This is a genomic window from Thermopirellula anaerolimosa (assembly GCF_054657335.1).
Map to the genome: position 1 here is coordinate 1,202,332 of NZ_BAAHYX010000004.1, position 20,179 is coordinate 1,222,510.

The 20,179-nt window shown below is 61.6% G+C and carries 16 protein-coding genes; 11 read left to right on the forward strand and 5 right to left on the reverse strand.

Annotated elements, in window-relative coordinates; genetic code table 11:
* The first annotated feature begins 123 nt into the window (after nucleotides 1-123).
* Nucleotides 124-801, forward strand: coding sequence for a DOMON domain-containing protein (locus ACYQ6J_RS05075; protein WP_460183112.1), 678 nt, complete (start codon nucleotides 124-126; stop codon nucleotides 799-801).
* A 197-nt stretch (nucleotides 802-998) separates the two neighbouring features.
* Nucleotides 999-1,490 carry a hypothetical protein gene (locus tag ACYQ6J_RS05080; RefSeq protein WP_460183113.1) on the forward strand — a complete coding sequence of 164 codons (492 nt, stop codon included), beginning with the start codon at nucleotides 999-1,001 and terminating at the stop codon, nucleotides 1,488-1,490.
* Between the two features lie 48 nt (nucleotides 1,491-1,538).
* On the opposite strand, the gene ACYQ6J_RS05085 is transcribed toward ACYQ6J_RS05080, so the two are convergent.
* Nucleotides 1,539-4,250, reverse strand: a complete 2,712-nt coding sequence (locus ACYQ6J_RS05085; protein ID WP_460183114.1) for a carbohydrate binding domain-containing protein — start codon at nucleotides 4,248-4,250, stop codon at nucleotides 1,539-1,541.
* Between the two features lie 674 nt (nucleotides 4,251-4,924).
* On the opposite strand from ACYQ6J_RS05085, the gene ACYQ6J_RS05090 reads away from it, so the two are divergent.
* From ACYQ6J_RS05090 to ACYQ6J_RS05125, 8 genes are all read left to right on the forward strand, one after another.
* Complete coding sequence (locus tag ACYQ6J_RS05090; RefSeq protein WP_460183115.1) at nucleotides 4,925-6,352, forward strand: Na(+)-translocating NADH-quinone reductase subunit A; 1,428 nt, start codon at nucleotides 4,925-4,927, stop codon at nucleotides 6,350-6,352.
* A complete protein-coding gene (locus ACYQ6J_RS05095; protein WP_460183309.1) occupies nucleotides 6,352-7,560 on the forward strand; it encodes an NADH:ubiquinone reductase (Na(+)-transporting) subunit B in 1,209 nt (402 codons plus the stop codon). Before ACYQ6J_RS05090 ends, ACYQ6J_RS05095 begins: the two co-directional genes overlap by 1 nt.
* A complete protein-coding gene (locus tag ACYQ6J_RS05100) occupies nucleotides 7,553-8,353 on the forward strand; it encodes a Na(+)-translocating NADH-quinone reductase subunit C (RefSeq protein ID WP_460183116.1) in 801 nt (266 codons plus the stop codon). Before ACYQ6J_RS05095 ends, ACYQ6J_RS05100 begins: the two co-directional genes overlap by 8 nt.
* 67 nt (nucleotides 8,354-8,420) lie before the next feature.
* Nucleotides 8,421-9,044, forward strand: a complete 624-nt coding sequence (locus ACYQ6J_RS05105) for an NADH:ubiquinone reductase (Na(+)-transporting) subunit D (protein WP_460183117.1) — start codon at nucleotides 8,421-8,423, stop codon at nucleotides 9,042-9,044.
* A gap of 21 nt (nucleotides 9,045-9,065) precedes the next feature.
* Nucleotides 9,066-9,677: an NADH:ubiquinone reductase (Na(+)-transporting) subunit E gene (gene nqrE, locus ACYQ6J_RS05110; protein WP_460183118.1), complete on the forward strand. Its 612-nt coding sequence runs from the start codon at nucleotides 9,066-9,068 to the stop codon at nucleotides 9,675-9,677.
* 13 nt (nucleotides 9,678-9,690) lie between these two features.
* Nucleotides 9,691-10,920 (forward strand): NADH:ubiquinone reductase (Na(+)-transporting) subunit F, encoded by a 1,230-nt coding sequence (gene nqrF / locus ACYQ6J_RS05115; protein ID WP_460183119.1) that lies wholly within the window; start codon nucleotides 9,691-9,693, stop codon nucleotides 10,918-10,920.
* Between the two features lie 3 nt (nucleotides 10,921-10,923).
* Nucleotides 10,924-12,024 carry an FAD:protein FMN transferase gene (locus tag ACYQ6J_RS05120; RefSeq protein WP_460183120.1) on the forward strand — a complete coding sequence of 367 codons (1,101 nt, stop codon included), beginning with the start codon at nucleotides 10,924-10,926 and terminating at the stop codon, nucleotides 12,022-12,024.
* Nucleotides 12,025-12,104: 80 nt separating this feature from the next.
* Nucleotides 12,105-12,380 carry a hypothetical protein gene (locus ACYQ6J_RS05125; RefSeq protein ID WP_460183121.1) on the forward strand — a complete coding sequence of 92 codons (276 nt, stop codon included), beginning with the start codon at nucleotides 12,105-12,107 and terminating at the stop codon, nucleotides 12,378-12,380.
* Here the strand turns inward: ACYQ6J_RS05125 and ACYQ6J_RS05130 are convergent.
* The 4 genes from ACYQ6J_RS05130 to ACYQ6J_RS05145 form a co-directional block, all read right to left on the reverse strand.
* Nucleotides 12,364-13,530, reverse strand: coding sequence for a nucleoside hydrolase (locus ACYQ6J_RS05130; RefSeq protein WP_460183122.1), 1,167 nt, complete (start codon nucleotides 13,528-13,530; stop codon nucleotides 12,364-12,366). The two genes, ACYQ6J_RS05125 and ACYQ6J_RS05130, sit on opposite strands and share 17 nt — an antisense overlap.
* 160 nt (nucleotides 13,531-13,690) lie before the next feature.
* Nucleotides 13,691-15,007 (reverse strand): PhoPQ-activated pathogenicity-related family protein, encoded by a 1,317-nt coding sequence (locus ACYQ6J_RS05135; RefSeq protein ID WP_460183123.1) that lies wholly within the window; start codon nucleotides 15,005-15,007, stop codon nucleotides 13,691-13,693.
* Nucleotides 15,008-15,352: 345 nt separating this feature from the next.
* Complete coding sequence (locus tag ACYQ6J_RS05140; RefSeq protein ID WP_460183124.1) at nucleotides 15,353-16,609, reverse strand: putative sugar nucleotidyl transferase; 1,257 nt, start codon at nucleotides 16,607-16,609, stop codon at nucleotides 15,353-15,355.
* 193 nt (nucleotides 16,610-16,802) lie between these two features.
* The gene (locus tag ACYQ6J_RS05145; RefSeq protein ID WP_460183125.1) at nucleotides 16,803-18,248 is read right to left on the reverse strand and encodes an endo-1,4-beta-xylanase; all 1,446 of its coding nucleotides are present in this window, start codon (nucleotides 18,246-18,248) and stop codon (nucleotides 16,803-16,805) included.
* A gap of 236 nt (nucleotides 18,249-18,484) precedes the next feature.
* Between ACYQ6J_RS05145 and ACYQ6J_RS05150 the strand changes: the two genes are divergently transcribed.
* Nucleotides 18,485-19,960, forward strand: coding sequence for a glycoside hydrolase family 140 protein (locus tag ACYQ6J_RS05150; protein ID WP_460183126.1), 1,476 nt, complete (start codon nucleotides 18,485-18,487; stop codon nucleotides 19,958-19,960).
* Nucleotides 19,961-20,179 lie beyond the last annotated feature (219 nt).

The following is a 20,179-nucleotide window of genomic DNA, read 5'->3' on the forward strand; positions in this document are numbered from 1 at the left end:
CCCGCGCCCGTCGGTGGTTCCGATATCGAATCGTCGGCGAGAAATCGACGACGGTTACGACTGGAAGAGCGATTCCCCATCCGATAGCAGGAACTTTAATAGCGAAGACGGCGGCGAATTCACATGGCCGATGACGTACGCAAAGCGATTGCGGAATTGGGACTGCCGGCACGGCAACTGTTTCGCTTCACCGTCTTGTGTCGGCGAAAATCGCCGCTTTGGAGTTCGTCGGGCGCGCAACTCGACGAGAGCTATCGTCTGCCCGATTTGCCGAGTTTCGACCATGGGCGGTCCGGCCTGGATGTTCGCGCGGCATGGAGCGAAGAGGGGCTGGCGTTCGTTTTCGAGTTGCGAAGAAGCGAAGCAACCAGATCAGCGCCCGCATCGGGAGCGTCCGACGGGCCTCGGGTGCAGATCTATATCGACACTCGCGATGTCCGTAACGTTCATCGGGCGGGGCGATTCTGCCACCGCTTCGACTTTCGCATGCGTCGCGTCGCGTCCGGGCGGTTGGTCCCGACGGCAGCTTGGATGCCCGTGCCGAATGCCAAGGCCCTGCCCGGCGCGGTCCCCGCGGATGCGCTCGAGGCGATCGCCAAGCCCCTCGAAGACGGTTGGTCGTTGGAGGCCTTCGTATCGCGATCGGCGCTGACCGGATACGACCCGAACGAGTTCTCCCGCATCGGCTTGCAGTATGTCGTTTACGATCCTAGTCTTGGGACCCGCGTTTTCTCTTCGGGCAATCCGTTGCCTTACGACTCCGACCCGAGTCTTTGGGCGGCGGCGGACCTGGTTTACTGACCGCCCCGGGGCTTTCCGTAAACGGTGACGTCGCATCCAACGCCGGGGTGAGGACGTGGCCAAAGCAACCCCTCTTTCCCGGAATTGACAACCCGGCGAGGCGGGCCGAGAATCCAGAGGTCGCGAAATCTGTTCGCAACAAACGGCGTCGGCGTCTTTTCCCCCTAATGGCCTTCTCGTACGGTCGGAGTGCTCTCATGAAATCGAGTATCCGCGTCATCGCCGCGGCGGTCGTTATTGCGAGTTGTGTTTTGCCGGGTTGCCGCAGGTCCACAACGTACGTGACGGAGGACGGCACCCGCGCCGAGGTAACGCGAAGCGGGGATCAGACGGATGTCACCATCGAGGGGAAGGACGGCGCGAAGATGGTCTTTTCCACGGGCGGAGAAGTGTCGCTGCCCGAGGGGTTTCCCAAGGACGTGCCGCTTTACCCCGGGGCGTCCACGATGTTCAGCGCCACGACGCCGCAGGGGATGCAAGTGGGACTGAAGACGAAGGACGGCGTGGACAAGGTCGTCCGCTTCTATCAGGAGAGAATCAAGGCGGCGGACTGGCAGATCGACACCTCGATGAACAGCCAAGAAGGCGGCATGCTTTCAGCGAAGAAGGCGTCCAACACGTTGCTCGTCACCGTAACCGGCGAGTCCGACGGCACGCAAATCGTGCTGGTGATTCAGCGGGAACAGTAGTCCCCTCGGGCGAGGACGTCGGGGTTGGCCGTGAGAACCGCGACGCCCTCACGGCGCCGGGCGGTCAATGAGGTAAACGGGAATCGAGCCGATGGCGACGGTCTCGCCCTCGAGCGGATTGCCCATCAAGTCGTAGGCGGTCCAATCCTTGGGCAAAGCGAAGTCGATTGTATCCTTGCCGACCGACCAGGCGATCGTCGTCTTGCCCCGCGGCGATTCGAACTCGAAGGCGTGCAATCCCGGCGGATCGCTCCACTTGCGCAGGAACCGCGCGTCGGCGGGCAAGAGTTGGGACAGCGCGGCCTGGGCGGCGTACATCTTACGAGGCGCGCCACCGTATTCGAAGAACACGTTGCCCGCCGTGTCTTCGTTCAGAGCGCCGCACGTCCCCGCGTGATAGAACACCTTGGTCACGTTGCCGGATCCCAACACGGCGGCGAACTTGACCAGATCGACGGCGCCCCGCAATTCGTTGGGACGCAACGCACGATTCATGGCGGAATCGCCGACGCGGAACGGGCGGGTAGCGGGGTCGTCATCGGCATAGCACCCGATTTCGGTCATCCACACGTCGCGGGAACGGCCTGCCGCCGCCATTCGCTCGCGGCAATCGCGGAACGCTTTTTCGTAAGTAATGGGATCGCCCCGGTGCGGGTACATGTGCAGATTCATGACGTCGCACCATTCCAGCCCCCCTTGGTCGATGAACTCTCGCACAAACCGATGGTCGGGCGGTGCCGCAATGCCGCCCACCACCGTGCAAGCGGGATCAGCGGTCTTCGCGGCTTGGTACGCCGTACGCAGCACCTCGATATAGTCGGTCATCGTGTACCCATAGCTTTGCGGCAAGGCGTAGTCGGTATAGATCGGTTCATTGAGGATTTCGATGACCCCCACGCGTCCACGGAAATTCGAGACGCTCGCCCGAACGTACGCCGCGAACTCGCCCGGATCGCGCGGTTTTTGGGCGACCAAGAGACGCCGGCGCAGGTAGTCGTTGCCCCGCGTCTCGGATGCGATGCGGTCCATGTCGGCGGCAGCGGACCAGGGAGCGGACGGGAAGGGCAAAAGGGCTACGACCTTCCCTCCCGTCGCCAGAACGCGGTCGATTTGGGCGTCGGGGATGTCGAAGCGGAACGGCGACGACGCGGAGTCTTGGACCAAACGCCACTGGGTCGACCAATCCCGCCACCAACCAATGCCCGCGGCATGCGACAAATCCAGCAAAAACTGCCAGGGAAAAGCGTGGTTCATGCCGAATCGTGTATCCTCTTGCAAAAACTTGGAAACGACCGCAGCGCGGAGTGATTGGGGCGTACCGTTTTCGGGTTGCCAACGGATACGGTAGAATCCCTTCCTGCCGGACAGGATTTCGGTCCAGCGCAGGCAGGTCGGTTCCCCCGGAGGCAGCGGGGTGCTGATGTCTTCGCGATAGATTTCGCGGTCGCAATAATCGGTGACGGTCAGCACGCCCCGCAGCGCGGCGACTCGGTCCTCCAGGTTGACGGCCCGCAGTTGGAAGGAAAGCCCGCCGGAAGGGTCCGTGAAGATGTTGCCGATCCGCTCCGTGGCGAGACTTGCCTCCACGGCGCTTCGCGGTCGGTAAGGCGTAGCGAGATCGCCGGCATCCCATTGCACGGCATCGACCCAAAGCGTCCTCCGCGACGAAGGCTCATCCGAAAAGGCGAAACCCACCGCGGGAAAGGCGTAGGCGTCTTGAGCTTCGAAGGCGGCCTCGACCCTTTGCCAATCCCTTCCCACGCGGAAGGATCGCGACGAGGTCCGTCCGTTGCCGAAGCGCACGACGATGCCGACCGGCAGGTCATCGCCGTCGGCCTTGACGTAGGCCGAGACCGTGTACTTGGCCCCGCGCTCGATGGGAATCCAACCCACGGGGGCGACCATGGGGTTTTTTAGGGGCGTGACCTGAGGGTCGAAGTAATCGAAATAAGAAATGGGGCGATCGGCGGGATCCAATGTCAATCGCCAAGCGGCGCGACCGTGGTAGGCTTCGTTCGGGTCCCATTCGCCGGGCAGGAAGAAAAGGTTAGCCGCCCAACCGCCGCTGATCACCGAGTAACCGCCCCAACCGCCCGAACCGCATTCGAACGAACTGTTGGGCACCGGATTGACGTCGCCGTCGAAGGGAATGATCGGCTCACGATCGTACCGGGGACCGCTGGAGGGTTCGAGCACCACATCGTCCAAATACAGTGTCCCCGTGCCGGTGAAGTAGATTTGCAAGCGACTGTCCGCGGCGGCGAGGTCATCCGTCGCGCGAAAGTCGAAGGCGAACGATTCCCATTCCTCCGACGGAGCGAATATCTCTTGCAACCCGCTCTCGCGCCACACACGGCGATTGACAATCGCCACGTTCACGGAACCGGATTCGATATCGCTTCCTCTGGCCCAGAGGCTCAGCCGATACCACTGACCGCGTTGGAGCGACACCCGATCGAGTTGTGCCAGCATGGCGTGGCTGTCGGGAAATCCCGATTCGAAGGCCGTGCAGGTCAGTCGGGCGACTCTTCCCCGCCGAGCATCTTCGACGATCCGTAGTTCTTGTCGCACGCCGGCGCGTCCCGCCGTGCTCCAACCGTCCGGAATGCCGTCGCCGTTCGCGTCCTGCTCGAACGAACCGTTGAAGACACCGCTATCGGCTTCATCCCCGGCGGAAGCATGCGCAACCAGCGAGGCGAGGCCGAGTATCGCGACCACGAACAAAGGAGAGGCAAAACGCCGCGGCGGCATGCGTGTCATGGGTAATCTCTCCGCAAAGCGCGATGACTTTGTGACGGTACGGTTGGGATGAAATGCAAAGCGGCCGAACGCGTAAGCCTCTTCGAACGCCGCCGCAGCGCAGAGTGTAACTCCCGTCGCGTGCCGCCGCAAACGGTTCTTTCTTACAAAAAGAAAGGTGAGAGATTCGCGCGGACGAAGAACCGCCGTGCTCTATCTCTCGAATCTCGGTACGGGGAAGAGGAACCACATCAACCCCCGGCGAAATTCGTCGTTCATAGCGGCGCGGGGTTGTCCGTATTCCATTGCGACGCTGCGACTTGTCAATATTCCGCGACGCAGGTTCGGTTGTCACAGTCGCCACTTTCGAACGAACACCGTTGCGGCGGCAAACGTAAAAGAAAGTGGGTCGAAGGCAAACGTGCGAGTCGGCGGATTCGCGGGCGCCTTCGGCTTCGTCACGGCGCTTTAGGAAGGGCAAGGATTGCCGCTGCGTCACGACGTTCCGTATCGCTTTTTCGCACAGCGATGTTGCGAAGAAGCCCCGCCGCATTACCTTCCTTAGCTTCGGCGTCGCCATGCGTTGGAACGCAAAGCGTCGCCCGCACAGACGCCGGTTGTTCCGGTAGTTGTCATCCGCGTCCGAAGTTCGGCCCCCATTGCGCGCCGAGATTCCGAAACGGGAGGGCAAAGCGATGATGCTTCGACTCTTGGAGGAACGAAGAACCGTTCCCGTTCAGACGCGGATGCTTACTCCGCGAGCGCTTCCCGCTAGAACGATCGTCGTACGTCGCGGTTTGGATCTTCCCATAGCGGGCGTTCCCATCCAGAGGATTCACGACGCGGAACCGGTGGCCCGGGTTGCCTTGCTGGGCAGCGACTACCACGGTCTTAAGCCGCGGCTATTGGTGACGGTGGGGGATTGGGTTCGAGAGGGGCAAACCCTTTGGATCGACAAGCATCGACCGGGGATTCGCTTCGCCGCTCCCGCCGGCGGTTTCGTCTCGGCGGTGATTCGCGGCGCGAAGCGACGCTTGATCGCCGTGGTGATCGACGTGTCGGACGATCGCCCGCTGGAATTCCCGATGTACGACGATCGCCGTTTGGAAATGCTGGACGAAGAGGAGGTTCGTCTCGTTCTTCAAACATCGGGCATGTGGACGGCCTTACGGATGCGGCCCTTCGGTCGCGTACCCTCGCCGGACGAGACCGCCGAAGCGCTGTTCGTGACGGCCATGGACACCCATCCGTTGAGCGCGCGGCCTTCCGTGGTGCTGAAGGATCGGGCTTGGGACTTTCACTGCGGATTGCGCGTCCTGGCGCGATTGAGCGCGCCCCGCAAATTCGTTTGCGTCTCGCCCGACGAAGACATTCCGGGCACCGACGTTTCGGGATGGGAAACCGTTGCCTTCGCGGGACCGCACCCTGCGGGGTTGCCGGGGACGCACATCCATTTTCTCTCGCCGGTGAACCGGCAGCGAACGGCCTGGTATTTGGGATATCAGGATGTGGCCGCCATCGGTCGGTTGTTTATCACCGGCACGCCCGACCATACGCGCGTCGTAGCCCTGGGCGGACCTGCGGTCGCACACCCGCGCTTGTTGCGAACTCGCCTGGGCGCCGACCTTTCCCAAATCCTGCGACATGAAGTGCTCGAAGCCAAGCCGCGGGTGATCTCCGGTTCGGTGTTGGGCGGTCAACTCATCGACCCCGCCGCCCCTTTCCTCGGCCGATATCACACGCAAGTCAGCGTCCTGCCCGGCACCGTCAAACGGGAATTCTTCGGATGGCTGGCCCCGGGGTTCGGCAAGTTCTCCGTCAGTCCCGTCACAGTGGGCGCCGTCCTGGGGAAGGATCGCCTGTTCGCCATGCACGCGGGCAGGCACGGCGGAAAGAGAGCGGTCTTTCCCATCGGCAATTACGAAAAGGTCATGCCGCTGGACATCCTGCCGACGTTTCTCCTGCGTGCCCTGGAAAACGGCGACCTGGAGGAATCCGAGGCCCTAGGGTGCCTGGAATTGGAGGAAGAAGATCTGGCCCTGTGCAGCTTCGTATGTCCCGGAAAGCAGGATTACGGGACCATGCTCCGCGGCGTACTGACTGCCATCGAAAGGGACGAGTGATGCGACCGCTCCGCAAGCTGCTGGATTGGATGGGTCCCTGGTTCGCTCCCGGCAAGCGTCTGCATCCGCTCTACCCGGTCTATGAAGTCGTGGACAGCTTCTTCTATACGCCGGGAGAACCGAGCGAGGGCACGTGCCACGTCCGCGACGCGTTGGATTACAAACGGCTGATGAGCGTGGTGCTCGTCGCCCTGATGCCGTGCGTTTTCGTGGCGATGTACAACACGGGCCTACAAGCCAACCGCGTCCTCGAAACGCGGGGCGGCGTTCCGCCGCAGGGATGGCGTTACCAGCTCTTGGACCGCCTGGGAGCAGGTTACGATCCCGCCGATTTTTGGTCCAATCTGGCGCACGGGGCCGCTTATTTCCTGCCTGCCTACGCGGTGACCATGATCGTCGGGCTGAGTTGGGAAATACTCTTCGCGATTCTCCGCAAACACGAGGTGAACGAAGGCTTTTTTGTGACGGGACTATTGTTCCCGCTGACCCTGCCCCCCGCCATTCCGCTGTGGCAGGTGGCGGTTGGGATTTCTTTCGGCGTCGTCTTTGCCAAGGAATTGTTCGGGGGAACGGGGCGGAATTTTCTTAATCCGGCCTTGGCCGCCCGGGCGTTCCTGTTTTTCGCCTATCCCGCCGCCATCTCGGGAAACGAGGTGTGGGTGGCCGTGGACGGCTTCACCGGAGCGACGCCGCTCAGCGCCGCGGCGACCGGCGGCATGTCGGCAGTTACGGCCCAAACCACCTGGGCCGGCGCGTTCATCGGCACCATTCCCGGTTCCATGGGCGAGACCTCTGCTGCGGCTTGCCTTTTGGGCGCGGTCGTCCTCTTGGCGACAGGAATCGCCTCCTATCGAATCATGAGCGGCACGTTGCTGGGCGCGCTGGGTGCGGCGGCGGTGTTTTACGGCCTGGGAACCTCCGCGAATCCCATGTACTCCATGCCGCCCCATTGGCATCTGGTATTGGGCGGATTCGCCTTCGGGTTGGTCTTCATGGCGACCGATCCCGTGACCGCCGCCATGACCTCGACGGGACAGTGGCTTTACGGCCTGACGATCGGGGCCTTGGTGATCCTCATTCGCGTCGTCAATCCGGCGTTTCCCGAGGGCACCATGCTGGCCATTCTGTTCGGCAACGTCACGGCCCCGCTGTTCGACTACTACGTGGTGCGAGCGCACATTCGAAGAAGGAAGTTGCGCCATGCCTAACGATTCGATCGTCAAAACGGTGGCCGTCGCGTTGGGGGTGTGCCTCGTCTGCTCGATGATGGTGGCGGGCGCGGTCGTCACGCTCCGTCCAATTCAGGAACGCAATATCCGATTGGATCACAAACGGAACGTATTGCTGGCGGCGGGGCTCTTGGAACCCGGCCAAAAGGCCGATATCGAAGCCCTGTTCGCCCGCCTGGAAGCGGAGGTCGTGGACTTGGAAACCGGCGAACCGGTGCCGGATGCAGACCCCGACGCATTCGATCCGGCGGTCTTGGCGCGGGATGCCGAGGGCGCCGCGACGCTTCCAGCGGACCGGGATATCGCGGGGATTCGCCGTCGTCCCAACCGGCAAGTCGTGTACTTCCTGCGAGAGGACGGCCGCTTGCGTCGCGTGATCCTGCCGGTCTACGGCAAGGGACTGTGGTCCACGATGTACGGTCTGATCGCTTTGGGGCCCGATCTCAACACGGTGGAGAACTTTGGATTCTTCGCCCACGCCGAGACGCCCGGTCTGGGCGGCGAGGTGGACAATCCCCGATGGAAGGCTCAGTGGATCGGCAAGCGAGTCTTTGATGCGTCGGGGCAACCCCGCTTGGAGGTCGTGAAGGGTCGCGTGGCACCCGACTCGCCGGAAGCGGAGTATCAAGTGGACGGCCTTTCCGGCGCTACGCTGACCGGTCGAGGCGTGACCAATCTTCTTCGATTTTGGCTCGGAGAGCAAGGATACGGCCCACTCTTGGAGCGGTTGCGGCGAGAAGAACGGACGGACCATGCGGACGCGGCGTCTTGACGGGACCGACCGAAGACGGTCGCCGCTTCAGGCGTATCGGCGTCGCAGTTAAGGGAGAGCACGAGTCATGGCGACAATCCGGCGAACGCTCACCGATCCGATCATTCGCAACAACCCCATCACGGTGCAAATCCTGGGGATCTGTTCGGCCCTAGCCGTGACCACGAAACTATCCACGGCCCTGACGATGGCCGCGGCGGTGGTCTTCGTAGCCGCGGTTTCCAGTACGCTGATCTCCATCATTCGGAATTGGGTGCCCGGCAGCATTCGCATGATCGTGCAAATGACGGTCATCGCCTCAGCGGTGATCGTGGTGGATCAGTTCCTCAAGGCCTTCGCGTACGACATCAGTCGCCAGTTGTCGGTCTTTGTGGGCCTGATCATCACGAACTGCATCATCATGGGACGCACGGAGGGCTTTGCGATGAAGCATGCCGTGCTGCCGAGCCTGTTGGACGGCCTGGGAAACGGCCTGGGCTACGGTGCGGTGCTGGCGGCGGTGGGCGCGGTTCGCGAGTTGCTAGGCTCGGGAACGCTGCTGGGCTACACCGTTTTGCCCTTGGCGGGCGACGGCGGGTGGTACGTGCCGAACGGTTTGATGCTCCTATCGCCCAGCGCATTCTTTCTGATCGGTTTGCTGATTTGGGCCTTGAATTCGCGCGGCCGCGCGGTGATTCGGGATCACTCCTAGAGGACGGACGTGGGGGGAGCCATGTTGGAACACCATTTGAGCCTATTGATGCGTGCCATGTTCGTCGAGAATTTGGCCTTGGCCTTCTTTCTCGGCATGTGCACCTTTCTGGCGATATCGAAGCGCGTCGATACGGCCTTGGGGTTGGGTATCGCCGTCATCGTGGTGCAAACCGTCACGGTGCCCGTCAACCAATGGGTCTATCAAAGTTTCCTCCGCGCCGGCGCTTGGGACCGCTTTGGGTTGCCGGATCTGGACCTGTCTTTTCTTTCGCTGATCACTTTCATCGGGGTCATCGCTGCGATGGTGCAGATACTGGAGATGGTGCTGGATCGATTCTTCCCCTCGCTCTACAACGCGCTCGGCATATTCTTGCCGCTGATTACCGTCAATTGCGCGATCCTCGGTGGTTCCCTATTTATGGTGGAACGCGATTACACGTTCGCGGAGAGCGTGACGTTCGGTTTCGGATCGGGTGCCGGTTGGGCCTTGGCGATCGTAACGATGGCGGCGGTGCGCGAGCGATTGCGGTACGCCCGCGTACCGCGAGGCTTGGAGGGCCTCGGCATCACGTTCATTACGGTGGGACTGTTGGCGATGGTGTTCATGTGCTTCTCGGGAATCCAACTCTGAACGAGGCCAGGCCATGTTGATCGAAATCGGTCTCAGCGTCGGCATGTTCTCGACCGTCGTCTTGGCCTTGACGACCGTGATTCTGGTCGCTCGGGCGGTGCTTCTTCCCTGGGGCGAAGTGGAGATTGAAATCGACGGTGCGCCCGAGCATTCCTTCCGCGCTCGACCGGGAGTCAAACTCTTGCCGCTGCTAGCCGAACATCGCATCTTCGTCCCATCGGCTTGCGGCGGGGGCGGCAGTTGCGGGCAGTGCAAGGTCAAGGTCCTGGAGGGCGGCGGCGAGATTCTGCCCACCGAAGCGCCGTTCATGACCCGCCGCGAGATACGCGAAGGCGTGCGACTGGCGTGTCAGGTTGCCGTCAAGGAAGACCTACGGCTTTTCATACCCCAAGAGATCCTCGACGTTCGGCAATGGACGTGTACGGTTCGCTCCAACCGCAACGTGGCGACGTTCATCAAGGAGTTGATCTTGGAATTGCCGGCAAATGAACCGTTCGAATTTCGTGCCGGAAGCTACATCCAGATCCAGGCCCCGCCGTACGAGATCGCGTTTCGCGATTTCGATATACCGGCGGAATTCCGCGACGAATGGGATCGGCTCGATCTGTGGCGGTATCGGGTCCGGACGCGGGAATCGGTGACGCGGGCGTATTCTATGGCGAACTATCCCGAGGAACGCGGCATCATCATGCTGAACGTGCGGATCGCGTTGCCGCCCCCGGGCAGCGACGGCGCACCGCCGGGATTGATGTCGAGCTATTTGTTCAGTCTCAAGCCGGGCGATCGCGTCCTGGTTTCCGGGCCGTACGGCGACTTTTTCCCGCGCGAGGGCAACGCCGAAATGATCTACATCGGCGGCGGTGCCGGCATGGCGCCTTTGAGATCGCACATCTTCGACTTGTTGCGGCGCCGCGGTTGCACCCGAAAGATCTCCTACTGGTACGGCGCGCGCAGCCTCCGCGAGGCCTTCTACATGGAGGATTTTGAAGCCCTGGAGAGGCAGTATCCTAATTTCAGTTGGCATCCCGCCCTGTCGGAACCCAAGCCCGAGGATCGCTGGACCGGTCCCACCGGTTTCATTCACCAAGTCCTTTACGACTGCTATTTGAAGGATCACCCCGCCCCGGAAGACTGCGAATACTACCTGTGCGGTCCGCCGGTGATGAACAAGGCCGTGCTGCGATTGCTGGAGGACCTGGGCGTGGAACGCGAGAACATCGCCTTCGACGATTTCGGAGGGTGAGAAATGGCGGAGCGAACGCGTCGTTGGCAACGAACGGGGATGACGGCGGCGGGCCTGTTGGTTCTTGTCGCGTGGCTGGCTTCCACGCGGATTGCGTCGCCGCGTTCAAGCGTCTCCCTCACCGGCAGCACCATGGGGACGACCTATTCCATCAAGTTGGCCGAGTTGCCCGACGGTCTCTCCTCTGCGGCGATACGGGACGAGGTGGAGCGCGTTTTGCGGGATATCAATGGCAAGATGTCGGCCTTCGATGCGCAATCCGAAATCAGTCGCTGGAACGCGGCGTCCGCCGGCGTTTGGCAACCGATTTCCGCCGATACCGCGACCGTCTTGAGGGAGGCCTTGGCGGTGTGCGAGCGGTCGGGCGGGGCACTCGACGTGACCGTCGGACCGCTGGTTCGCCTTTGGCATTTCGGTCCCGGAGAGGGGCATGACGCCGGGGAATTGCCGGCGGTTCCCGATGAAGACGCGATTCAGGCGGCGCGGGAGCGGGTCGACTGGAGATGCATTGAACTGCGAGGGCAACCGCCCGCCGTCCGCCGCGGGATCGAGGGCGGCGCCGTCGATTTGGCCGCCGTCGCGAAGGGCTATGGCGTGGATCGCGTAGCGGAGCGTTTGGAGGCGTCAGGAATCGAGAATTATCTGGTGGAGATCGGCGGCGAGATTCGTGCCAAAGGCCGTCGCCCGGACGGGTCGCCGTGGGCCGTCGCCGTCGAGGCGCCGCGTCTCGACGCCCGACAGACCCAGGCCGTCTTACGATTGGATGGCGGATCACTCGCGACCTCAGGCGACTACCGCAACTATTTTGAACGCGACGGACGACGCTTCAGTCACTTGATCGATCCGCGGACCGGGCGACCGATCGAACATCGCTTGGCATCGGTCAGTGTGTTGCATCCATCGTGTATGACGGCGGATGCCTGGGCGACGGCGCTGATGATTCTGGGACCGGAGGAGGCCTGGGCGACCGCTCAGCGAGAGGGATTGGAGGTCCTGCTCATCGAGCGGAAAGATGCAGGTTTTGAGTGCCGCATGACGCCGGGTTTCGCCGCGCGCATGGTCTCTGTCGCCGGAGATGCATTGCTCCGCCGCGCATCGAGATGAGCGGCACGCCTTGAAGCGTGGGCAACGAGAGTCCGCAGGCCTCGAACCGTGGAATTCTTGTCGCGATGGAGAGGACGGCCATGATGACGTTTCTTGCAACGGTGCCGGTGTTCGTGGCAGTGTTCTGCTGTCTTATTTTGGCTCAGACCTTGCCCGCCCGAAGAAATCGTTGCAACTGTCGCTTGGCTGCCGAGATCTTGGAGTCCCGACGGCGGATTCAGCGCGGCAACGTCCCGAATGTTGGCGGCGCCGTGCCCAAGCTTCCGATCCGACAAGCAGCGGGCCACTGCGGGGCGTGCAGCGGCGAGGACGCGGGCAAGACGTATTCCGCGGCCTTACTCAGGGCAACTCGCTGAGTAGCGATCGCATGGCCGTAGTCATGGCGATGGGATAGCGGGATACGTCCCGCACGTGGAAGATGAATCGCGGCGGCGAATCGGCGGTCTTATCGGCGTCGCTCCACCGGGTCACTCCGTCTTCGGAACACGATACGCGGACGCGATCGAACGTGAAAACCGGTTCGGCGGCGAATGACGCGGGCACGATGCTCCCCTCTTGGGTTACCGTCAAGCCGACGGAGTGGAAGAATCCCGCCGTACACCACATGTTGCGATCCATTGAGGCAATTCGGGCGATCAAGTCGGGGTCGGGACGTGCCGTCAGGAATCGCAGCCAATCAGGCCGCGGAACGAACGACGACGTATCGTCGGATTGAAGCAGATTTCCGTGCAGGAACATATAGGCGAAGAAGTTCCGCAGGGATGGTGAGAGGTGGGGCATAACCTCCCCTTGGCGAAAGCGATAAAAGGTACCGTATTCGGCCGTCCGGAAGCCTTCCCCGGGTCGGTTGGGGACCTCTTCGAAACACGGCATCCAATACACCGGACAAGGGAGATCGAAGACGGCCCGGTAGGCGGCGGGATCGAGGTGGACGTTCCACTCCAGCACCGCGGCCTTTTGCGGGTCGCGCGTTCCGCTGCCGGCGTTCAAATAGACACCGCTGCACTTTTGCTCGAACAATTGCGGTTCCAATCGCCCCGCCAAAGCCACGTCGCGGCATGAGCCGAGTACGTGGATGACGACGGGTCGGGGCGAACGACGCATCCAATCCAGCATCGCACGGACGCCGCGAAGATCGGCCTCTTCCGCCTGTGCCGCGCCGCCCGACGAATCCTGAAAACGCGGCGACCCGACCATCACCGGCACGGCTTTTCCCGTCAGATAGTTCAACTGCGCCACGGCCAGAACGTCGGGATCGTGGGCCGCTCCCGGCAAGGGATAGTCGATCAGCACGCCCAGCAATTCCGCACGCGACTGAAACGCCAATGCATACACGCAGGCCAAATCCCAGTGATCGTCGGGGTCGTTGTGGGGACGATAGAGATCGGTGACGTGGATCATGGGAACCGGTTCCGTCGCCGCCGCATAGGAACCGGCGTAGAGCACGGTAATGCCGGCGATCGTTGCCAGGATCAGAGCACCGATGCGGTTGGGCACGATCGACATGATTCACCTCACGAAAAACGTGTTGTGCCGGACCGGTTTCGTCCCCGGCGTCGGGCGCTGATTACGTTTGCAAGCCAAAGGGAAGCCTCGGCCTGCCGTCGAAGCACTTGCGGTTTTGTGGCACGCGATATGCCGTTCGCCGTTCGGGCCGATGCCTCGCTTATTCCCCGGCGCGAAGGTTCGTCCCCGGCAGTACGGCGTCCGCAAAGGGGAGCGTGTCCGGCACCACGCGAGGCGGCGTGGTGACCTTAAGGTAGAAATCGTCCTTAACCGGAAAGGTCAACTCGACGAAATAGACCGTCCAACCCTTTTCCGGGCGAGGGACGCGCGCGAAGCAGCGCCCGGCGTTCCATTCCAGCGGTTGGGACGTGTAGCTTGGGCCGATCGTCACAAGGCGGAAATCTCGGGCCTCGGGATTGGTCGCTTGCCACAACAGAATCCGTTGCGGCTTGTCTGCGGATTCCACCTCGACGACGCCCTCGCCCGGGAACCGCCACGAGACACGCGGTCGCGGGGCGTCGTCCAGAATCAATTGGTAGAAACCGATGATCGTTTGCAGCGCGTCGCTGTTCTTCAGCCCATGATCCGTATTGGGCACGACGCGGAGGTATTTTTCGCCCTGTAGATCGTCGAAATAGAATTGGGGTGAATCCGGGGGGAAGAACTGGTCGCCCGATGCGTTGACGACGTACTTGGGCATCGTCAGGCGGTGACGGTAGAAATAGGGATCCTCCACCTTCAGAAAGTCGCTGATTCCAGGCTCGCCCAATCGCTGGAGGATATTATGATCGACGTAATCGTGGACGGCGGGGGCCCAAAAACCGTAGGCCGCGTAGTGATGCCGCAAAGAAGGTTCGCAATTGAGGACGTCGATGACGATCGGCACGGCGGCTTTGACGCGAGGATCGACGGCGGCGGTCAGCCAAGTCGTCCAACCCCGCTTCGATCCGCCCGCCACCACGAAGTCGCGGATTTCCACGCCTCCGCCCGCCTCGGAGCGGAGAAAAGCTTGCACGGTATCCATGGCCCGCACCGCGGACTTGACCATGGGGAAACGTGCCGACCACGTGACGTCGCCGGTCTCCAGGACCTTGTTCCAAGTGTAGGCTACCAGATCGTCTTCGAACCGCTCTTTACCGTCGCTGAAGAAGATGATCGGTTGATTGGGCACCATCCGCAGTTCGGCGGTCACGGTTCCGGTTGCGGCGGCAATGGTCGTGATCAGGTTGTCGGTCGCGGCGGGAGGCGATCCGCCGTTGCGTCCTCCGCCGATCATCAAAAAGGCCGTGGAGTACCGCACGACATCCGGTTTGGCGACGACCAGCCAATGTTTCCACACCGATTGACTCACTTCGTCGGGCGAACGCCAAGTCTGCGACGTCATTTCCAGAGTGAAGACCGTCCCGCCCGGCACCTTTTGCGTTTGGACCACCTGCCAAGCGTATGCGGCATCCGGTTTGGCCACGTACTCGTCCAAGGCGGTCCTCTCCGGCAGATCGAGTTGCGGCGGCGCAGCGAAAGTCGAGCGCGCTGCATTCGGCAAGCCGCAGACTGCGACCGCGAAGACAACCGCCGCAATCTTGGCGGCGCGAGCAACGATGCGCGACGACGTTTTCCTTTTGATCGATGCATGAACAGTCACGAACGCAGAGCGAGTTTTAGTCAAGGTGGACAAGGTTGCCATAAGCAGCAGTCTCCCAGGTCGCGAATCGGGATGAGAGCAAACGAATGACCGCGAGGTTGCCGAAACCGCTCGGCATTATAGAGGAAAGCGGCGGCATGGTACAGCAGACGAAACCGGCTCGGTGCCCGCGCCGTTTCGTCACAGGACCAACGGTTGGCTGCCCAGGCGGCGCTCGTGGCGCGTCAATTCGTACATGTCGCGAATCAACTGCACGTCGCACGGGCGCTGCGTGACGTTGCGGCGGACGAACATCCGCTGCTGTCCGGCGATGGCCACGTCCACAGGGACCTCGCTGATTTGGCCGAAGACCCTGGCGTAGTTGGTGAAACTGGGCACATTCGTGGTCACGAATCCGTACACCATACAGCAAGCACCGATCACCTTGCCGGTGAAGATGGCCGTATTCACCGCCGTCTTGGAATAGTCGCCGATGATGCACCCCAGGAATTGCATGCCGGTCGCGACGCGATTGCCGTCGTATTCCATGCTCACGCGACCGTAGGTGTTCTTCAAATCGCTGTTGCAACTTCCGGCGCCGAGATTGACCCAACTTCCCAGGTAGCTGTGCCCGATGAAGCCGTGGTGCTGCTTATTGGAGTAGGGTTCGATGACGGCGGCCTCGATCTCGCCGCCGATCTTGGTCGTGTGCCCCACGCTGACCATGTCCTTGAGCGCGGCGTATTCGATCACTTTGGCGTTGGCGCCGATGTAGACCGGACCTCGAAGGAAACAGTACGGCCCAATGACGGCGCCCGATTCGATCACGATGGGTCCCTGCGAGGCGTCCACCGTGCCGTACTCTCCGATCCGGACGTTTTCACCCACAAAAAGGCCGTCCTGCAACTGCCGATACCCGCTGCCGGAGATGCGGTCTTGCAGGTGTTCGGCGATGGTTTCCATGTGGTATTGAATGACGTGGTGCGGATATTCCATGAGCGGCCAGGAAATGTCCCAATCCGGCAAAGCCAGCGATTCGACCAGGCGCTTCCATTCGCCGGGCGGTGCCGCAGTGAGCAAAGGAGGCGAAGGCAACGGAATGTCGGCGGCGGACGAGCGATCGATCTTGGCCGCCACAACCTGGCCCTGCCAAGTGACCACCCCGGAAGCCCCCGTCCGGACACGTTGCTCCAACTGCCGTACCGCCGAGACCGACGGTATGGATCTGGCATTGAGGAACAAGATGGAATCAGCCGAGAGGTCGGCGGCGGGCAAACCGTAGTCGAGCTTGGTCGTCTCGGCGAGATGCGGGCGGACCAATGCCGACAACCTGCCGCCCAGCCTCTGCGCCAAATCGAGCAGGCGGTAGGCTCCCACCGTCACGCCGAAGACGGGCCGACCAACGGTAATCGGATACAATTGCTGCACCAGCGAATCTTCAAAGAGGACGACTTCCATAGCCCTTCCCTACCAATCGACGGTTACAAGCCTGCAACATCGCAGGCCTTGGCTCCCCTCTATTAGGGACTGCAATTTGTGGCCCAACTTTCACTTCAGGGGATAGAAAAGGGTACATTATTCCGCGCCGCGGCGTCAAAGCCGAACACAATTCTTCGACGGCGGAACAGAACCCGACGGAGTCGATGCTCATCTATCGCGGCGCATCGGCGACCGTGCAGCGCTCGCCGCGTTCCGGTAAAGTGATCGTGTAGCCGTTGGTCTGCCCCTCTCGGACGTCGATCACGGCTTTGGCGGCGGTCTTTCCGGCGACGACCTGGACCGAGTATTTGCCTGCGAATCCGCGAAACTCGGCCCAACCGTTCCCGTCGGTCTTGGCCCGAATATGGGTAGTCCATTCCGAGCGAATAAGACGTTCCAGTTCACGGTAGGCGGGCTTGGGATCGAGGTTTTCGTCCAGCAGACCGCCTTTGGCCTCGTTTTCGCCCTGAACCGCCGTGCCGTCGCCGAGATTCCACCAGGTAATCCCCGCCATGTTGGGAGCGCTGAACCACAAGCGATAATGATCGCGAACGACTTCCGCTTGCAGGGCATCGCCGCCGTCGCCCGCCGAGGGAATCGTGATTTCGGTAATGTAGATCGGCAGGCCGAATCGCGCTAGCCGCTCGTAGACCGCCAGGAGTTTTTTCGGGTCGCAGTTGGGGCTTTTCAAATAGGCATCCAATGCTTGGCGACGAAAATAGTGGAATTGCAGGCCGATACCGCGAACGGGAATTCCCGCCGTCAAAAGTTCTTCGATTTGCTGTTCATACCTACCGGCGGCAGGTGGGAAATTGAACGATGTGACCTCATTGATCATCAAGACGGTATCCTCGGGAAACAGTGGCGCAACCTGCCGAAAGGCCCAGCCCACGTAGGACCGATCCGAATCGTACAAGGCATAGGACGGCGGGCACACCAGCGACTCGTTGACGACATCCCAGATGCGGATGTGGTCACGGTAACGTGCAGTGATTTCGCGAAACCGCTTTTGGTACAACGCCTTCAGCGCTTCGGCATCTTTGGGAAGCCAAGATGGATTGTAGGCGTGCCACAGCAGGGGGTGGCCCTTGAGGGTGATTCCGTGGCTCTTAGCCCAGGAAAGGAAGCGGTCCGGCGGCGGACGACGCCAGATATCGCGGCTTCCCTCGGCGTAGCGCAATTCACCTTCAACAGGTTCCGTGCCCTCCCAATAAAACGGCACGGTGGCGAAATTGAAAAGATGCACAAAGGCGTCTTCGTACTTGCGATTCTTCTCGGACGAGTCGAGTTGCCCCAGCACGAAAGCGTTGCATCCGAACAGAAATGCGTGCGTCTCTTGGCGAGCCTCGACCTGTACATGAGGCACGGGCATCCCTTCGCTTCCGAGCACTTGGCAACGAACCGTCTCTTTGCGGTAACGATCGATGTTTTCCGATATCTGCTTCTGAACCTCGGGGTCTTGCCAGCGCGTGCGATAAGCTTCCAATTCCGGTGATACGGGCGGCGCTGCGGAGTCTTGCGCGGCAAGTTTCTGCGCGATCACCAAAACCACAAGCAATGCCGTCGCGCTGCGAAGGACGTTCGCGCTCGGTTCGGGAGCACCTGCTCGCAATTGCATGACTTTGATTCTCCCGGTCGAGGATTGTTGAAAAACGGTCGACGCTGCTTTGCTGCTTCAGTCGAAAGACTCGCCTGCGTCGCTCGCCCGGCACCATTATAGCCCGCGTGACGGCCTCTTCGCGCCGGGCGCTCCCGCGTGTTGCAAGTGCGTCGAGGGGACCGGAAAATCACATTCATTCGGCAATCCAATGCTCGGCCCAACACAACCTTGCGGAGAAGAAAGGAAGGGATCGAATGTCGGCGGCACCGAACACGAGGGGAAGTGTTTTCGCGCAGCGGAAAACGCTGCGATTCGGATTACGGTTAGCCGCTGCGGCGGTGGCATTTGAGGCCGCCGTCACTCTGACTCGCGATGCCCTTGCGACGAACGGCGTGGAGCAATTAGGGAGCAGCCCCAACGGACGATATCTGGTAACGCCGGACGGTCGTCCCTTCTTCTACTTGGGTGATACCGCGTGGGAGCTTTTCCATCGTTTGAACCGGGAAGAGGCCGAGCTGTATCTCACGGACCGCGCGAGGAAGGGGTTCACCGTGATCCAGGCCGTGGTCCTGGCCGAGTTGGACGGCCTGCATGCGCCCAACGCGTACGGTCACACTCCGCTGGTGGACGATGATCCCACGCGTCCCGCCGTGAAAGACGGTCCGGATAATGATTACTGGGACCATGTCGATTGGATTGTCGGGCGTGCGGAGAGTCTGGGTCTGTTCATCGGAATGCTGCCAACCTGGGGAGACAAATGGAATAAGAAGTGGGGCGTCGGCCCGGAGATATTCACGCCGGAAAATGCCCGGACGTACGGGCGATGGCTCGGCTCCCGTTATCGGGACAGGCCCATTATTTGGATATTGGGCGGCGATCGCAATCCGGAGACGCCCGGCCACCTCGCCGTCATCCGGGCCATGGCCCAGGGACTAAGGGAAGGCGACGGAGGGCGTCACTTGATGACGTATCATCCGATGGGCGGGTCGCATTCGGCACAGTGGTTTCACGCCGACGACTGGCTCGCTTTCAATATGTTTCAGTCGGGGCACGGGTCGATGCACTTCCCCAATTATCGAACGACCTTGGCCCTACGCGAACGGACGCCGATCAAGCCCGTCCTGGACGGAGAACCGCGATACGAGGACCACCCCGTGAATTGGAAGCAGGATTCCGGTTGGTTCGACGACTGGGATGTGCGGCAGGCCGCCTATTGGTCGATGCTGAGCGGAGCGTGTGGGCACACTTACGGGAATCACAACATTTGGCAGATGTACGAACCGCCCCGTCGGCCGATTTCTCACGCGCGAACGGCCTGGAAAACGGCCTTGCGGCACCCGGGCGCCGAGCAAATGGGCCTCATGCGTTCCATTCTCACCCAGCGTCCGTTCCACAAACTACTTCCCGATCAATCCCTGATTCGGGGATTCGAGTTGGAGGGAGGCGATCATCGCCGCGCGGCACGCGCGGAGGACGACTCATTTGCACTGGCCTACCTGCCGACCGGCGGTGAGTTGACGGTAACCTGGAATCCGCCCGGAGCTCGCCGAATCCGAATTTGGTGGTTTGATCCTCGCACCGGCGACGTTCGAATGGAAGGCGAGAAGGACGCCGAAGGGGCGATCTCCTTGCGTGCTCCCGGTGAGGGAAGAGGGAACGATTGGCTGTTGATACTCGACAATGTCTCGGCCGATTTGCCGCCGCTAGAGAAAGCTTCCGTGGATCGCTAAGGCGGGTCTCTGAGGCCGGCGGTCACCGCGAGATGATTGCCGGAAGTGCGCGAAGGGGAACGACATCCGTTCCACTTCCAACGCCTGACTCGCCTTTGCGCCCTAGACTTCGTATAATCCACCGGTTTGAAGCATGGCGGATTGTTGCCGCGGTGCGGCTAAGATCATGCCCCTGTTTACGAAGAACTTGGCGAGGCGTTACCGCACGGCGCGTCCTGC

What these genes read in the sequence shown, in the direction of transcription:
- ACYQ6J_RS05075 (WP_460183112.1), top strand. Translation starts at nt 124, where the DNA reads ATGGCCGATGACGTACGCAAAGCGATTGCGGAATTGGGACTGCCGGCA.
- ACYQ6J_RS05080 (WP_460183113.1), top strand. Translation starts at nt 999, where the DNA reads ATGAAATCGAGTATCCGCGTCATCGCCGCGGCGGTCGTTATTGCGAGT.
- ACYQ6J_RS05085 (WP_460183114.1), bottom strand. Translation starts at nt 4,250, where the DNA reads ATGACACGCATGCCGCCGCGGCGTTTTGCCTCTCCTTTGTTCGTGGTC.
- ACYQ6J_RS05090 (WP_460183115.1), top strand. Translation starts at nt 4,925, where the DNA reads ATGATGCTTCGACTCTTGGAGGAACGAAGAACCGTTCCCGTTCAGACG.
- ACYQ6J_RS05095 (WP_460183309.1), top strand. Translation starts at nt 6,352, where the DNA reads ATGCGACCGCTCCGCAAGCTGCTGGATTGGATGGGTCCCTGGTTCGCT.
- ACYQ6J_RS05100 (WP_460183116.1), top strand. Translation starts at nt 7,553, where the DNA reads ATGCCTAACGATTCGATCGTCAAAACGGTGGCCGTCGCGTTGGGGGTG.
- ACYQ6J_RS05105 (WP_460183117.1), top strand. Translation starts at nt 8,421, where the DNA reads ATGGCGACAATCCGGCGAACGCTCACCGATCCGATCATTCGCAACAAC.
- nqrE (WP_460183118.1), top strand. Translation starts at nt 9,066, where the DNA reads ATGTTGGAACACCATTTGAGCCTATTGATGCGTGCCATGTTCGTCGAG.
- nqrF (WP_460183119.1), top strand. Translation starts at nt 9,691, where the DNA reads ATGTTGATCGAAATCGGTCTCAGCGTCGGCATGTTCTCGACCGTCGTC.
- ACYQ6J_RS05120 (WP_460183120.1), top strand. Translation starts at nt 10,924, where the DNA reads ATGGCGGAGCGAACGCGTCGTTGGCAACGAACGGGGATGACGGCGGCG.
- ACYQ6J_RS05125 (WP_460183121.1), top strand. Translation starts at nt 12,105, where the DNA reads ATGATGACGTTTCTTGCAACGGTGCCGGTGTTCGTGGCAGTGTTCTGC.
- ACYQ6J_RS05130 (WP_460183122.1), bottom strand. Translation starts at nt 13,530, where the DNA reads ATGTCGATCGTGCCCAACCGCATCGGTGCTCTGATCCTGGCAACGATC.
- ACYQ6J_RS05140 (WP_460183124.1), bottom strand. Translation starts at nt 16,609, where the DNA reads ATGGAAGTCGTCCTCTTTGAAGATTCGCTGGTGCAGCAATTGTATCCG.
- ACYQ6J_RS05145 (WP_460183125.1), bottom strand. Translation starts at nt 18,248, where the DNA reads ATGCAATTGCGAGCAGGTGCTCCCGAACCGAGCGCGAACGTCCTTCGC.
- ACYQ6J_RS05150 (WP_460183126.1), top strand. Translation starts at nt 18,485, where the DNA reads ATGTCGGCGGCACCGAACACGAGGGGAAGTGTTTTCGCGCAGCGGAAA.